Source organism: Arenibacter sp. 6A1, assembly GCF_012272855.1.
GTDB lineage: Bacteria > Bacteroidota > Bacteroidia > Flavobacteriales > Flavobacteriaceae > Arenibacter.
In genome coordinates this window covers 1-16,716 of record NZ_JAAXCQ010000014.1, presented here as the reverse complement: position 1 = coordinate 16,716, position 16,716 = coordinate 1, and the positions used below count along the sequence as shown (strand labels likewise).

Annotated in this window: 8 protein-coding genes; 7 read left to right on the top strand and 1 reads right to left on the bottom strand. The window is 37.0% G+C overall.

The window, feature by feature from the left end; genetic code table 11:
• Positions 1-241: 241 nt before the first annotated feature.
• Positions 242-4,399 carry a two-component regulator propeller domain-containing protein gene (locus HCG49_RS13200; protein ID WP_168470007.1) on the bottom strand — a complete coding sequence of 1,386 codons (4,158 nt, stop codon included), beginning with the start codon at positions 4,397-4,399 and terminating at the stop codon, positions 242-244.
• Between the two features lie 656 nt (positions 4,400-5,055).
• On the opposite strand from HCG49_RS13200, the gene HCG49_RS13195 reads away from it, so the two are divergent.
• The 7 genes from HCG49_RS13195 to HCG49_RS13165 all read left to right on the top strand — a co-directional run.
• Positions 5,056-8,223: a SusC/RagA family TonB-linked outer membrane protein gene (locus tag HCG49_RS13195; protein ID WP_168470006.1), complete on the top strand. Its 3,168-nt coding sequence runs from the start codon at positions 5,056-5,058 to the stop codon at positions 8,221-8,223.
• Positions 8,224-8,233: 10 nt separating this feature from the next.
• Positions 8,234-10,015, top strand: a complete 1,782-nt coding sequence (locus HCG49_RS13190) for a RagB/SusD family nutrient uptake outer membrane protein (protein WP_168470005.1) — start codon at positions 8,234-8,236, stop codon at positions 10,013-10,015.
• Between the two features lie 85 nt (positions 10,016-10,100).
• On the top strand, positions 10,101-11,513 hold the full coding sequence (locus HCG49_RS13185) for a sulfatase (RefSeq protein WP_168470004.1): 1,413 nt from the start codon (positions 10,101-10,103) through the stop codon (positions 11,511-11,513).
• Between the two features lie 46 nt (positions 11,514-11,559).
• Positions 11,560-13,140: an arylsulfatase gene (locus HCG49_RS13180; RefSeq protein ID WP_205764397.1), complete on the top strand. Its 1,581-nt coding sequence runs from the start codon at positions 11,560-11,562 to the stop codon at positions 13,138-13,140.
• Positions 13,141-13,163: 23 nt separating this feature from the next.
• Positions 13,164-13,553 carry a hypothetical protein gene (locus tag HCG49_RS13175; protein WP_168470003.1) on the top strand — a complete coding sequence of 130 codons (390 nt, stop codon included), beginning with the start codon at positions 13,164-13,166 and terminating at the stop codon, positions 13,551-13,553.
• A 4-nt stretch (positions 13,554-13,557) separates the two neighbouring features.
• Positions 13,558-16,158: an alkaline phosphatase D family protein gene (locus HCG49_RS13170; protein ID WP_168470002.1), complete on the top strand. Its 2,601-nt coding sequence runs from the start codon at positions 13,558-13,560 to the stop codon at positions 16,156-16,158.
• A 328-nt stretch (positions 16,159-16,486) separates the two neighbouring features.
• A partial coding sequence (locus HCG49_RS13165; protein WP_168470001.1) for a hypothetical protein occupies positions 16,487-16,716 on the top strand: 230 nt, incomplete at its 3' end.

Here is a 16,716-nt window from a genome sequence, read left to right as displayed (position 1 = left end):
TCCACCTGCTCCTTGCATCATTTATATAGTTGAACTGGGTATATGTCGTGTCACGAACAAGCTAGGAAAGGCTATTCCGTTCTTTCTTTATAGGCAGCATGGTATCGGTTAGGGCTTTTATAATTTTTTAAAATTAAGAATGTTATTCTTAACTTTATATAATAAATAAGATTACAACTCCTAAAGTCCAATTTGGCTGTATGTCAGGCAAACCTATTTTGGGCATTTATGAAAAATTGATTTAATTAAATTTATATCTTTTCATAGTTGTTTCTAGGCCTATAGATTTTGCTTCCCTTTTTAAGGAAGCCGGAGATATTCCATATTCCTCCTTGAAACACTTTGTGAAGTATTTGGAACTTTTGTAACCGGACATAAAAGAGGCTTCAGAAATATTGTACCCTTGTTCCAAAATCAATATGGCTGCTTTCTTTAAGCGTTGGTTTCTAACAAATTCTATTAATGTTTTTCCCGTAATGTCTTGGCAATTTCGGTATATAGCGGAGTAACTCATATTCATCAGCTTCGATAATTCTTCTAGCTTAAAATCGGGGTTTTCAATATTTTCACAAACCTCTTTAGTTAAGTTTTGCATAAATATTTCGTCTTTGGAAAGAATCATATTCTTATTCGGAATATTAACTAGGTCCATTTTTAACTTGGATAATATTTTTTGCCTAGATATAATCAGGTTTTTTACTTTCAACAATAGTTCGTGATAGTCAAAAGGTTTTTTTATGAATTGCACAGCCCCTGAATTCAGTGCTTTTATTTTTATGTTGTCAGTATTTTCAGCTGTCATTAATATGATTGGGATATGTCCCGTTGATTTTTGTTTTTGTAGTTTTTCACTCATATTAATACCATCCATTTTCGGCATCATGATATCGCTAACAATTAGGTCCGGACTGTTTCTTTCGGCTATAGCCATCCCTTGTTCACCATTTTCCGCAATGAGCAGATGATATTCTTGTTCTAAGATGTTTTTTAAAAATATCTGCATATCTATATTGTCCTCAACAATGAGTATAGTATGTGATTTTTTATCATTGACCTTATAAATTTGGTTCGCTTTTACATTAGGAGTCCATTCTCCAGTCAATTCTTGATTTACAATATTTTTTTGGGTAACTCTAATTTTTTCTTCTTCAGTAAATGTACTTTCTTTTGTAGGTAAAGTAACTTTAAAACAGGTACCGGTATCAGCGGAAGACTGCACATCAATTTTTCCATGATGTAAACTAATTAGTTCTTTCGTAAGGGCCAAACCAATTCCAGAGCCTTTCTGGTGCTTTCCTAATTTAGCTTGGTAAAAAAGTTCAAATATTAAATCTAATTCTTCCTTAGGTATCCCTGGTCCCGAATCCTTAATAGAAATAGTTACATTGTCTTTAGTTGATTGCTCTATCTTTAAAGTTATTTCGCCTCCTATTGGACTAAATTTAAAAGCGTTGGAGATTAAATTATAGCATACGTGTTCGATCTTATCATAATCATACCATATTATAAAGTCCTCTTTTGGAAGCTCCTGGTGAAAATTAATGTTTTTAAAACGCGCCTGTTCCGAAAAAGATAAAGCAATGGTTTTAAGGTGTACTGTTAAATTGTTTTGTGAGGCATAAATTCTCAGGGTGTTTAATTCCTTGTTGCGTATGGTTATTAAATCCGTTACAATTCTCGAGAGTCTATGAGCATTGTTCTTTAACATCAACAATCGCTGCCTTAATAGGGCGTTACCATTGGCACCTTCCCTTTGTAACATATCATCTATTGGCCCTAATATTAAAGTAAGTGGCGTTTGAATTTCATGGGACATTTTAGTGAAAAAATCCATTTTTAAAGCATATAATTCTTTTTCTTTATTATTTTTCCATTCCTCTTTTTCCAATTTATTTTTTAACCGTATCCAAACAATAACTCCATAGAACAATAAGCTTATAAGTATAAAATATATCAGGTAGGCTACCTTACTTTTATACCAAACCGGTTTAATATAAATATCTAACGATATAGGGTCAATATCCCATGTATCTTTGGAAGTACCTGCTTTAACTTCAAAAGAATAAGCCCCGTGGGAAATATTGGTATAGGTAGCCAGACGTTCTTTTTTAGCGGGAATCCACTCTTTATCAAAACCCTTAAGCCGATAGGCATAATGGTAATTAGAGTTTAAAAGATTGTCAATTGCCGAAAACTTAAAAGAAAAGGAGGATTGACCTGGATCTAATTCCAAATATTTCATACCTTCTATTCCATTAGTTAATTGATCACTAATTATTTGAGAAGCACTTTTATTTAAGATTTCTAGGCTATGTAGGTAAAGTTTGGCCGAAGTATCTTTTTTTTCCATAGTACTCGGCCGGAAGGCAGAAACACCCTGGTCTCCTCCAAAATATAGTACCCCGCTACTATCTTTAAAGACAGCTCTGGAATATACATTACCTTGGAGGCCGTCGGTTTGATAAAAAGATCTTATTTTATGATTTTCTAAATTATAATGATGAATGCCGTTTTTACTCCCGAGCCATATGTTTTCAGAGTCTTCTAACAAAAGAGAGGTCAGAGAGAGACCGTGCAAATTTCCTGTAGAGGAATAGGAAATAAAAGATTTATTTCTCAAATCAAACCTTATTAACCTTCCAGAGCTACTAATCAGCCATAAGCCTCCTTTGTAGTCCGGATAAATTGTCTTGATATTATATTGGTAATAAGCTTCATTCTTCTTTGGACCGTATTCAAAAGGAATAAAGGCCGATTTAGATAAATCGTTTATATCTTCATTAAGCCTATATAGACCACTATTACTCAGAGCTACCCAAATATTTTGATTTTCGTCTTGTGAAACGGACTGAGATATGGTTCCGCTAAGACCGTTTTCATGATAACCAAAAACAGCTAACAAATCTTGGTCCTTAGAAAAAACATGAATTGCCGTTGACATAGTTGCCCAAATTCTATCTTTATGGTCCTTAAATAAGCACCGTATATCAGAGGAAGGAATTTCCGTTTCCTTAGTGGTTTTTACTCTAGTAAAGGTTCTTTTGTCTAGATTGTACACCCACAGACCATTTTGGTAGGTACCTATCCAAAGATTCCCTTTACTATCTTCTACTAAACTTTGAACATATTTGCCTTTAAAGTAAAATTCGTTTTTTTCAGAATTATTGTATTGTACTTTTCTGCCATTTGGCATTATGCGAGTCAGTCCTTTCTCGTCTATTCCAATCCATAAAGAGCCATCTTTAGTTTTTAATAAAGAAAGAACCCTTGCTGGAGCATTGTTAACCGTGCTATTAAAATATTTAACGTTGGGATTTTGTTGAGGAAGTATATTGATCTCTCCCTTTTTCAAAACAAACCATTTGTTTCCTTTGCTATCTTCAGTTATAAAGGGAACGGTATTGCTTCCTATCGATAATCTGTTGTATTCTTCATGTTTATAGTTTGTGATTTGGTTATTTTTAGGGTTTATCTTGAAAAGACCATCGCCATCAGTACCGGCCCAAATAATACCTGAGTTGTCACTATATAAGGAAATAATCATCTTAGTTTTTAAGGATCCGTTAAAGCTTTCCTGTTCGAAGGGCTGAGAAAAGGTGTCGGTTGAAGGATTATAAACAAATAGACCTTTTAATTCTGTTCCTATCCATAGCTTTCCTTCTTGATCCTTTGTGGTCTTAATATTCTGTCTAAAATCACTGAATGGCGTTTTTAATTCCCTTAGGATAGTGGTATTTAAAATATGATGATAGATTTTCCCGCGACTAGTGCTTATCCACATATTATCGGGATCGGTTAAGACAATGCCTGCAATACTTTGGTTCCTGTTTAGGTCTTTAGGAAGACTTAGAACACTATCTACTTGCTCTGTTTGTTTAGTATGATTATATAAGATTCCTTTATTTGAACCAAACCAAACATGTTCTTTGTCTGTAGTGATAGCACTTATTCTAACCGGTTTTCCTTTTTTGGATATGTTTTCCTTATAAGAAGTATATATAGTCCCGTTAGTAATTTTGGTCAGCTCTCCATTCAGGGTTGATATCCAAATGTTATTGCTGTCCTTTTCAATAACACTGTGTCGGTCGCCAATAAATCCCTTACCAAATATATGTTGGTAAGGGATAAAGGAAAATTCATATCCATCGTATTTATAGAGTCCATCCTCATTGGTCACCCACATATAACCTAAGTGGTCTTCCAAAATTTTAGACCCACCGTAAAAACTCTTATTTAAATTGATAAAGTTTGCTTTTTCTTGCCCAAACATGAGATTCGCCAAGAACATAAATAGAATTATCATCAACCCAGACAATGGGGAAGTGGTAACATAAAACTTGTTGGAGTTTTTATTCTTTAGACCGCTTTCTAAAACAAAATTTGAAGTGAATGTAAACAATATTAAGTCGTTTTATATTTGAACTCTAGGCTGATTATAGTTTTGCCTAAATTATGGAATTTTATTCATTAATGATAGCTTTTATCCTTTTACAGCTAAAAAAACAACATTTTAGACAATTTTATATAAAAATCCCAATATTCGGCAAATAAGGGTCACATATTCTTCACCTCCCCTCATATGAGGAATATACAGGAGGTTTTTGAAGATTAACTCACCATATAAGTTTTATCTAAAATCCCAAATTTGTACGGGGATATTTTTTAATTAGAATATATACATCTTCTATTATATCCTCTCTAACCTAAATAACAAATTTCAAAACATGAAATCGACAAGAAATTTATTAAAAAATTCTGCCATCATGGGAACCAGAATAACCATTGCTCCGATTACTACCATCCCCATTTAAAAAAAGAACGGTTGCGCTACCGAAGCAGGCCATGGCGGTATAGACATTTTTTTAAATGAACTCCATGGTAAAATCGGCTAAGCAAAATATTGCTCCACTATGGATGTATGTGATGCACTGGCATAGAAAACAGTCACCCCTGTTTCCGCACTAACTAAAGAAAATAACGGAGCCCCTTATAATTGAATGGAAAAAAACTTATTAACCAACAGAATGATTAACTAACCAAATTAAACTAAATTTTATGAAAAAACTATTTAAACATTGTGTTTTGCTCTTCTTGATGGGTGCTCTTGGCACAATCCATGCACAAGACAAAACTATAACAGGAGTTATTACAGATCAAAGTACGGATATGCCAGTGCCAGGGGTAAACGTTGTCGTAAAAGGTACTTCTATCGGTACAGCCTCAGATTTTGACGGAAATTATGCAATCAAGGTAACTAAAGATGCTGTTTTAGTTTTTAGTTCCTTGGGATATTTACCACAAGAAGTGGATACTAAAGGAAAATCTACCATCAATGTTTCCCTTGTAGAAGATGCCGCGATGCTCGACGAGGTGGTTGTAGTCGGGTTTGGCACCCAAAAGAAAGCAAATGTTACTGGGGCAACTAGTTCTGTGGATATGGAAGACATATTGGCAAACCGCCCGGTCACCAATCCTATTGAAGCTATTCAAGGTGCAATCCCAGGACTTCAGATCACTACCAATTCTGGACAACCAGGAGCCTCTGGTCTAGGGATAAATATTAGAGGAACAACTTCCATTAACGGAGGAGGACCACTAATTTTGATGAATAACGTTCCTGTCTCAGTAAGCGATATCAACCCGCAGGACGTAGCCTCGATCACCGTACTAAAAGATGCCTCTGCAACCTCTATATATGGGGCTAGAGCAGCTTTTGGGGTTATCTTGATAACCACGAAAACTCCAGCTAAAAACCAGCCTATACGATTTAATTACTCCTCTACCTTTAGTTTTATGTATCCTGAGGATATTCCTGACAAAGCATCAACCTACGATTTTATCAATGCCGTGAACGATTTTGGGACCAACCCTTTTTGGACTGGCCAAGATATTCCGTCATGGGTAGGGTTTTTAGAAGAATATAGGGAAAACCCTTCCACATATCCCAACGGTTACGCAGAATTGGGTGGACTAAGATATCCATTGGCTGACACTGATCTAATGGGAGAATGGATAAACGATCTGGGATTTACCCAAATCCATAATTTTAATTTTAGTGGCGGTTCGGATAAAACTAGCTATCGAATTTCTGCCGGATATAGTGACGAAGATGGTATTATAGTGACAAGAAACGATAGTTTTAGAAAGTTTAATGTAAATGCATCCTTAACGACTAACCTGAGTGATAAACTGGTCGCGACCACAAATATTATTTACAGAAACAGTACAAGAAGAACACCGTTGGGGAGTTATAGTGATGCTATTTCTTTTAACTCCTTTACCCCGGCCAGTGGTAATCATGTTTTCGATGATGGAACTGAAGTTCCTTATTTTACCCCGGCAAATATAGAACGCCTTAAAGTAGCCCCAAAGATTTTAAATGACAACCTTCGGTTATTTCAAAAGTTGGATTATGCTGTCACTAAAGGGTTAAACTTGGTAGGAGAATATACTTTCGAGAAAAAAAATCTAACTAGAACAACCAGCGACAACCAAATATTAACGGTAAATCCAGAAAGGTTTGTCTTAAATGCCGTAGATCCTGTAAATACTTTTTTTAGAAAAGAGAATACTCAAACCAATTACAATGCTTTTAATTTATATGGAAAATATTCCATTGATCTAAATAAGCATTCTTTTAATGTTTTGGCAGGTGTAAATAGTGAAGAGAACAGTTTTGAAACTTTCATCTCTCAAAGAAATAATCTTATCAATGTAGACCTACCATCACTATCGGGTGCTACAGGAGCCCAAACCACAGATGATTCCTACGGGGAATGGAGTGTTCTAGGTTATTTTGGAAGATTGAATTATAATTTCGATGAAAAATACTTTTTAGAAGTAAGTGGTAGATATGACGGATCATCCAGATTTCCAGAAGGCAACCGATTCGGGTTTTTTCCGTCCTTTTCCGGAGGATGGCACCTAGGTCGCGAATCTTTCATGCAATCCATAGATTTTTTATCTAGTTTAAAATTAAGAGGGTCTTGGGGAGAAATTGGAAACCAAAACACCTCTTCTCTTTACCCAGCAATACCGGGCTTAGGAATTACGGATTTTGGGGACACCGGATCAGTGAATTGGTTAAACGAAGAAACTGGATCTAGGTATGCCACCCTATTGTTGCCTAATTTGGTGAGCACATCTTTTACTTGGGAAACTGTACAAACACTTAACCTAGGTTTTGATGCTAATTTTTTCAGGAATAGGCTTGCCGTCAATTTCGATTGGTTTAAAAGACAAACCTTGGATATGTTGGCGCCTGGTGCTGAGTTACCTGGCATACTTGGTGCCAATGCGCCTTTGGAAAATGTCGCAGATTTGGAATCGAAAGGTTGGGAATTTGCTGCTTCTTGGAATGACAAGATTGGTGAAGTTAATTATAACATTGGAATTAGTCTTTCTGACAACCAATCCAAAATCACTAAGTTCGACAATCCCGCAGGATTATTAGGGCAATATTATGTCGGACAAGAATTAGGAGAAATTTGGGGATATACTACTGATGGGTATTATACCAATGACGATTTTGAAGCTGGCACTCTAAATATGGATCCAAGCAGCCCTAATTATTTAACCGGAGGAACACTAAAGGAAGGTATACCCCATTGGGAAGGTCGTAATCAAAACCCGGGTGATATTAAATATATAGACCAAAATGGCGATGGAATCATCAACTTTGGCAACAATACCCTATCAAATCCTGGAGACCGTAGTGTAATAGGGAATTCAACAAGAAGATATCAATATGGATTTTTTGGAAATGTGACCTATAAAAATTTCGATTTTTCATTTTTAGCCAACGGGGTTGGTAAAAGAGATCTTTATATCAATAACCGCGTTCGTTTCCCTTATATCGATGAATTTTCTGTTGTTTACCAATCTCAGTTAGACTATTGGACACCGGAGAATACAGAGGGTTTTTTTCCTAGAAACTATCCTTTGGGGGGGGTAAATTATGGTATTAGTAGAAGTACACAAACCAAGTACCTTGTGAATGGTGCGTATTTACGAATCAAAAACCTAACATTAGGATATTCTATTCCACAAGAAATATTAAAAAAGAATAAAATAGACAAACTCCGGATTTATATCGCAGGGGAAAACCTTTTTAGTATTAACGATTATCCAGATGGAATTAATACAGAACTGGCCATTCAAGGAAGTGGAGGGATTTATCCTTATCTAAAAAACTATTCCATAGGTCTAAACTTAACTTTTTAATAGCAGAGAGATGAAAAATATACATATAAAAATAGCAGTTTTTTTACTTTTGATTGGGAGTAGTTGTTCCGATGAAATTTTGGAAAAACTTCCTAAAGACCAATTAACGGTTTCTACCACCTTTACCACTAACACTAATTTTGAAACCTATGCCTGGTCTTTGTATTCCTATTCCTTTCCCGGGTATTGGGACCTAACTCCTATTAATAGGGAATTAGGCAGTGATCTTATTGTAAATAATTCAGGTACTCAAGGAGACGAGTTGTTTTGGCAACGGAAAACGGTCCCATCATCATCGAGTTTATGGAACAGTTCCTTTGTGAATATTAGGAGAGCAAACCTTATGCTTGACAATATTGACAACAGTAAGTTAACCGATGGGGAAAAACAACATTGGAAAGGAGTTGGTCTTTTTTTTAGAGCATACGAATATGTACAACTTATAGCAAACTACGGAGAAGTTCCCTGGGTAGATAGAGCTTTATCAGAAGCCGATACGGATGTTCTATATGGCCCTAAAACAAACAGGGACCAATTGGCACAAAATGTATTAAACGATCTTTTAGAGGCTGAAACTCTTATAAATCCTGAAGGCTCTGGTTCTAACACCGTGAATACCGATGTGGTCCGTGCCCTGATTTCCAGATTTGGATTATATGAAGGTAGCTGGAGAAAATACCATGGCCTTGGAGGGGAATTACAATATTTACAAGCCAGTGCCGATGCAGGAGCGAAACTAATAGCAGACCACCCAGAACTACATCCTAATTACGACGAAGTATTTAACAGTGAAAGTTTGGCCGGGGTATCTGGTATTTTATTGTACAAAGCCTATGAATTTGGAGTGCAGAACGGACGTTGGTCTCACTACAACAGAAGTTCTATTGGTCATCAAGACCTGACAAAAAAAGCGGTAGATCAATATTTATGTCTTGATGGTCAAACCATATTTACAAGTCCTCTTTTCGATGGAGAAAAAGATGCCTATGACGAATTTAGAAATCGTGACCACAGATTGTACTATAATACCCCGCCACCATTTAGGGTAGATACTGGCGGTAAAAATCAACTTACTTGGGAGTTCGATGCTGACCCTAAACATAGAGAGTATATAGATTTAATGGCAACCATAAGTGATGATACCCATAAAACATTGCCTACATTAAACTGGAGGGGGCTGGTAGTTAGAACATCACCTCACTTTAGGAAATTTAATGAAGGGCATGGGTATAACGTAACTTATTCAGGATATGCCTTTTATAAGTTTTCTAATAAAATTAGTAGGCTACAGAACAGGGATTCTCATGATGCCCCTATTTTTAGAATGGGAGAAGTGTTTTTAAATTACGCGGAAGCCATGTATGAACTAGGACAGTTTAACCAAGAAATTGCAGATGCCACCATTAACAAATTAAGGGCCAGAGGTGCTGTTGCTCCCTTAGATCTTGGTAGCATTCCCAACGACCCAACAAGAGATGCCGATGTGGCCCCTGCCCTATGGGAAATTCGCAGAGAAAGAGGAATAGAATTTTTGGCCGAGGGCTTGGGAAGAGCTTTTGATATTAAGCGGTGGAAAAAGTTGGTAGAATATGGTTCACAAGAGAAATTAGGAAGATGGGTGGTAAATTCCGAGTACGGAAATAAATTAACGTTACAAGGTGGGGCATCGGAAGGTTATGTATCTCCATTTGGTGTACCACCTGGAGTTCCGGAACATTACTACCTTGAGCCTATTCCATCAGATCAGATCGTATTAAACCCGCAATTAGAGCAAAATCCGGGTTGGGAATAATAAATATTTTATAGGGTTGCCCTACAATAGGGCAACCCTTATATTCAATAATAGAGCTTTCATTTTTTCCCAAATATTTAAAGTCATGAAAAAAACGATAAGGATATATACAGTGATTTTGGTATTACTGTTGGTGTTTCATTCGTGCAAAACTAACAATAAGACTATACCTCAATATTCGGAGAAACAAAATATTATTCTCATTAATATAGACGATCTTGGTTGGCGAGATCTTGGTTTTATGGGTAGCGATTATTTTGAAACCCCTAATATCGATGCCTTATCCAAAAAAGGCATTGTTTTCACCAACGGGTACGCAGCCTCTGCCAACTGTGCCCCAAGCAGAGCCAGTCTAATGACTGGAGAATGGGTGCAACGCCATGGAATTTATACCGTTGGCACTTCGGAACGGGGAAAATCGAAAGATCGAAAATTGGTTCCTACCCAAAATACAGAAACCTTATCCGATGAATTTTTTCTACTACCCCAACTCTTACAAAAAAATGGTTATACTACCATTCACGCTGGAAAATGGCATCTTACTGAAGATCCTTTAAATTCTGGTTTTGTAATTAATATTGGAGGAAGCCATGCCGGCCACCCGAAAAGCTATTACCCACCTTATAGAAATGTAGACCTTCTGGGAGAACCTGGAAAACGATTGACAGATTTGGTGATGGACAAGACCCTTGATTATATAAAAAACACTAAAGGCCCTTTTTTTCTTAATTATGCTCCCTATGCCGTTCATACTCCCATTCAGCCCGTTCCGGAGTTGGTAGAAAAATATAAAAATAAATCTTCAAGCTTGGGACAAGACAACGCTGACTATGCTACTATGATAGAAAATTTAGATAGTAATCTTGGGCGACTGGTAGCTACCTTGGAGGAAACCGGGAAACTAAAAAATACCTTTATAGTATTTACTTCCGATAATGGCGGTCTTTTTTCCGTTAGCAAACAACACCCTTTAAGATCCGGAAAGGGTAGTTACTATGAAGGAGGAATAAGGGTACCGTTCTTTTTTGTATGGAATAATGTTATTTCTGCTATGCAGCGTAGCGATGAACCTATCAGTAATTTAGATCTATATCCAACTATTTTGGAAGTTGCGAAAGTAAAGGCTCCTAAATCGAAGAATTTGGATGGAAAAAACTTGGTGCCTTTATTAACGGGGGAACAGCAAACTTTCAACAGGCCGCTATATTGGCATTTTCCGGTATATCTAGAGGCTGTAGCCTTAGAGAATGAAAACAGGGACCCAAAATTTAGAACACGACCCGGATCAGTGATCCGATTTGGGAAATGGAAACTCCACCACTATTTTGAAGATGATGCAATAGAGCTTTATAATCTAGAGGAAGACCTTGGAGAAAAAAATAATGTGGCAGAAACCCATGGTGCAATAACGAAAGAATTGTTACAACTTTTGATAAACTGGAGGGAAAACACCATGGCTCCTGTCCCCTCGGCTTTAAACCCAGATTATAAAGAATAAAAAGAATGGATGTAAAGAATATTTTGAAATCATAAATTAAATAAGAATGAATCGTTTGTTATCAAATTTTTATCTACTAGGGTGTTTTATGGTACTATTTTCTTCTTGCAAAGAGCAGAAAAAAGAAAAAACAGTCATCAGCGTAAATCAAAAACCTAATATCATTTACATTTTGGCCGATGATTTGGGATATGCAGAGTTGGGGGCCTATGGGCAGGAGCAAATAGAAACTCCTAATATAGATGCTTTAGCTAAGAGCGGAATGCTCTTTACACAACATTATACTGGCGCCCCTGTATGCGCTCCAGCTCGTTATAATTTACTGACCGGGAAACATTCTGGGCACTCTTATGTTAGGGGGAACGATGAGTGGAGAGAACGGGGAGAAGTATGGAATTATGTGGCTGGTATCAAAGACTCTTCCTTAGAAGGACAACGCCCTATACCCATGACTACGGTGACCATAGCCAATAAACTTAAAGAAGCAGGCTATGCCACGGGAATGGTCGGGAAATGGGGATTGGGAGCTCCGCATACCGAATCTGTTCCTACAAATTTTGGTTTCGATTATTTCTTTGGATTCAATTGCCAGCGCCAAGCCCATACCTATTACCCCGTACACTTGTATGAGAATAAAACTAGGGTGTATTTAAACAATGATACCATTGCTCCTAACACCAAATTGGATAAGGGAGCCGATCCTTTCCAAGAGGCTAGTTATGCCAAATATACTCTTAATGACTACGCCTCGGAATTGATGTTTGATAAGATTACTCAATTTGTTGATAACCATAAAAACAAACCGTTTTTTATGTATTGGGCAGATCCTATTCCGCATGCTCCTTTACAAGCACCAAAACGATGGGTAGATTATTATATCGAAAAATTTGGAGACGAGGAACCTTATTTAGGTGAAAGAAGTTATTTTCCAAATAAAAATCCGCGTGCTGCTTATGCTGCTATGGTTTCTTATTTAGACGAAAATGTGGGAAAACTAGTAGCCCAATTGAAAAAGGAAGGGATCTACGAAAATACCTTGATTATGTTTACGTCAGACAATGGTCCTACCTTTAATGGAGGAACAGATTCTCCTTGGTTCAATAGTGCCGAGCCATTTAGAAGTGAGTATGGCTACGGGAAAGGATTTTTGTATGAAGGTGGAATCCGTATTCCAATGATTGCTTCATGGCCCGGAAAAATAAAGGCCGGTACAACAACCGACCTTATTTCTGCTCATTATGATGTTATGGCCACCTTAACGGATTTGACAGGTCAGTCTACTCCCGAAAGCACCGATGGAATAAGCTTTTTGCCAACACTGTTGGGAAATGAAGAAAATCAAAAACTCCACGAGTTTTTATTTTGGGAATATCCAGAATACGGTGGGCAAGTCGCTATCCGTATGGGCGATTGGAAAGTGCTAAGACGAAATCTCAAAAATAAAAAAGAAGAGCCTACCCTTGAATTATATAACCTTAAAGACGATGTAAGGGAAGAAAACAATGTTGCAGATCAATATCCTGAAATTTTGGCAAAGGCCGCCGAAATCTTTTCTCGGGAACATCAAGATGCTGAAGTGGAGATTTTCAGGATCCCAATGGTAGAAAACGGATTGTTACAAGAATAAATAATTATTTTTAATTAACACCAATGCTATCTACTTTTTTACATTTCAAGAGCCTAGAATTAATATTGCGAGTGGCGGTTTTCATGACTTTTATAGGACATGGTATGTTTGCCATTAATGGTAATGCTAATTGGCTAATTTATTTGCAGACGGTTGGTTTTTCTATAGAAGCTTCTAAAAACTTAATTGTGATAATAGGATTTCTCGATGTTATTGTGGCCATAACTATTCTATTAAAACCTTATAAATATGTTGTTTTATGGGCCTTTGTTTGGGCCTTTTCAACCGCAGTGGTAAGACCATTGGCAGGTGAATCAATATGGGCATTTGTCGAAAGAGGCTCGAACTGGGCCGTACCTTTGGTTCTGTTTTTTTTATTGAAGATAACATCAGAAAAAAAATTAAAAAATTAAAAAAATGATCAAATACAGTTACGCCCTATTAGGCTGCTATTTCTTTGTAGGATTAAGTTTAATTGGCTGTATCAATAAAGAAAATGGCAATCTAAGTTTTAAAAGTGATTTTAACACTTCAAAGCCCAGAGCTTATATAGGTCCAGAATATTGGTCCAACCCAATACAGGATTGGCATTTGGAAAATGGGGAGCTTGTCTGCAATGTCAGTAAAGAGAACAGAAATGTTCATGTTTTGACACAAAAATTAGATGCTAGTGAAGGCCAACTGAGGATGAAGGTTCATCTTAGGGTATTGAATGCACAGCCAGGGAAGGACAATAAAAACTGGGTCGGGTTTAGCATAGGTTCTAAAGGAGAGTTCAACGATTATCGTGACAATGCCATTTTTGGAAAGGGACTTGATCTAGGAGTAACCACCCAAGGAAACTTGTTCGTAGGAGAAATTTCAGAAAACAGTTTAAACAATGAGTATCAAAAGATCATACAGCAAGGAGCTTATTTACAATTAGAAGTATCCGAGAGCTCTAATGGTTACCTATTAATACTTTCTTTATTTGATGAGAATTCAAAAAATCCTATAACACAATTGACTAAGCAAGGAGTTGCTGCTGAAAAATTGATTGGGGATTTAGTTTTAGTCAGTAGTTATAAGTTAGATGATGGGAGCCAGAGCAATCAAAAAAGCGTCGCGTTTAAAGATTGGGAGATTTCTGGAACCAAGGTTAAATCGTATCCAGAATATACCTTTGGCCCTATTATGTTTTCACAGTATACCATAAGCAGAAAAGTACTTAAACTCACAGCACAGATGGCACCAATTAGCGATTCAGCTGAAAAGGTTAGCTTTCAGATACAGAAAGAAGGACGTTGGAGCTCTATTCAAGAGGCATCCATAGATAAAGATGCTCGAACAGCCACTTTTAAGTTTATGGATTGGGAAGAAAACAAAGATATCCCTTACAGATTGGCTTATAAAATGGACAAAGGAGACAATTCAAAGGAAGAATATTATTGGGAAGGAACGATACGGAAAGAACCTAAAGACAAGGATGAAATAGTCATTGCTGGGTTTACCGGCAATGATCATATGGGCTTTCCCAATACAGATATATTTAACCAGGTAGCCTACCATAATCCAGATTTGCTATTTTTCTCGGGAGATCAACTTTATGAGCCTAGTGGAGGTTTTGGTATTCAAAGATCTCCATTCGATAAAGCGACCTTGGATTATTTACGGAAGTGGTATATGTACGGTTGGGCATATAGGGAATTAATGAAAGACAGACCTACTGTAAGTATAACTGATGACCACGATGTTTACCACGGGAATATTTGGGGTGAATCAGGAAAGCCCACTCCGCCAGAATATGGCCAAGGTGCCAAAGCGCAAGATGCCGGAGGCTACAAAATGCCAGCCCCATGGGTACGAATGGTAGAGCGTACCCAAACAAGTCATTTACCCGATCCTTTTGATCCTACGCCAGTAAAACAAGGTATAGGGGTTTATTATACCGATATGGCCTATGGTGGAATTAGTTTTGCGATTTTGGAAGATCGCAAATTTAAATCGGCTCCTAACGCCCTTCTACCAAATGCAAAAATAAATAATGGATGGGCGATGAATAAAAATTTCGACATGAAAAAGGATGGCGATGTACCCGGGGCAATCTTACTTGGAGACAGACAGTTACACTTTTTAGACAAATGGTCCTCTGATTGGAGTTTTCAATCGCAAATGAAGGTCTTATTGTCACAAACTATTTTTGCAAATGTAGCCACTTTGCCAAAAGAGGCTCTCACAGGCGCTATTATACCTACTTTAAGAATCATGAAAGAAGGCGAATACCCTGCAGACGATCGTCCAGTATCCGATTTAGATTCAAATGGATGGCCACAAACTGGAAGAAACAAGGCCGTGAGTACTATCCGAAAAGGGTTTGCATTTCATTTGGCAGGAGACCAACATTTGGGAAGTACTATTCAATATGGTGTTGATAGTTGGAATGATAGTGGTTTTGCCTTTTGCGTTCCCTCTATTACCAATCATTGGCCTAGGCGCTGGTATCCTTTAGAAGGCGGAAAGAATCGTCTAGAGGGACATCCAAAATATACAGGAGAGAACCAAGATGGTTTTGGAAACAAAATGACGGTTCATGCAGTATCCAATCCTCTCTATACCGGCATGAAGCCGTCTAGGCTGTATGATAGGGCCGCAGGATATGGGATTGTAAGATTAAATAAAAACAAACGAACTATAACTATGGAGTGTTGGCCTAGGCAAGCCAAACCACAAGACGGTGACACGGCGCAATATGAGGGTTGGCCAATCGTTATCGATCAGGAACAAAACTATGGTCGTGAAGCAGCAGCCTATTTGCCTACCTTGAATATTGAAGGCATGGAAAATCCGGTTGTAAAGGTGATCGATGAAGGTAGCAATGAAATTGTATACTCCTTGCGCTTAAATAAAAAAACTTTTACCCCAAAGGTATTCGAAAAGTCTACAAAATATACTGTAACAGTGGGAGAACCAGACACCAATACTTGGAAAAGTATAAACAATATAGTTCCCGCCGAGGGCATTATTAGTTTTAAATTTTAGGAGATACCATAGTAAACCTATCAAAATCCGATTTGTATAATTTTAAAATCTCAGATTGGGTTTTGATAGCAGATTAAAACCTGATTTCAAACTATGAATATTGTAAATTACAATCTAATAATATGCTAAAAAATTCATTGGAAATACTTATAAACTTTACCTAAGGATACTTAAATATCCTGTAAGATTAAGAATGATACTGTGAATTTTCAATTATTAACTCCAAATAACTTCTTAAATAGTTAACGAGAGTTTAAACTAAGGTACTTCTATTCGTTGATGGTTGACCTTGTTTAAGTCGTATTTATAAATTTTTTATTATTATATTATGTTAAAGACCAATTTGGGAAAAATATTTTTATTGTTTTCCATTATTATGATTTCCTTTGGAAAAGCAAAGGCGGCCGATATCATTCCAAAACCACAGCGGTTTGAGCCTAATGGAGAGGTATTTTTACTACACCCATCAACAAAAATACAGTACAATGATGGCTTGGAAGCCCTGGCAGTTTATTTGGGAGAAACCCTTTCCCCAGCTACCGGATGGGATTTTGAACT

What these genes read in the sequence shown, in the direction of transcription:
- HCG49_RS13195 (WP_168470006.1), top strand. Translation starts at nt 5,056, where the DNA reads ATGAAAAAACTATTTAAACATTGTGTTTTGCTCTTCTTGATGGGTGCT.
- HCG49_RS13190 (WP_168470005.1), top strand. Translation starts at nt 8,234, where the DNA reads ATGAAAAATATACATATAAAAATAGCAGTTTTTTTACTTTTGATTGGG.
- HCG49_RS13185 (WP_168470004.1), top strand. Translation starts at nt 10,101, where the DNA reads ATGAAAAAAACGATAAGGATATATACAGTGATTTTGGTATTACTGTTG.
- HCG49_RS13180 (WP_205764397.1), top strand. Translation starts at nt 11,560, where the DNA reads ATGAATCGTTTGTTATCAAATTTTTATCTACTAGGGTGTTTTATGGTA.
- HCG49_RS13175 (WP_168470003.1), top strand. Translation starts at nt 13,164, where the DNA reads ATGCTATCTACTTTTTTACATTTCAAGAGCCTAGAATTAATATTGCGA.
- HCG49_RS13170 (WP_168470002.1), top strand. Translation starts at nt 13,558, where the DNA reads ATGATCAAATACAGTTACGCCCTATTAGGCTGCTATTTCTTTGTAGGA.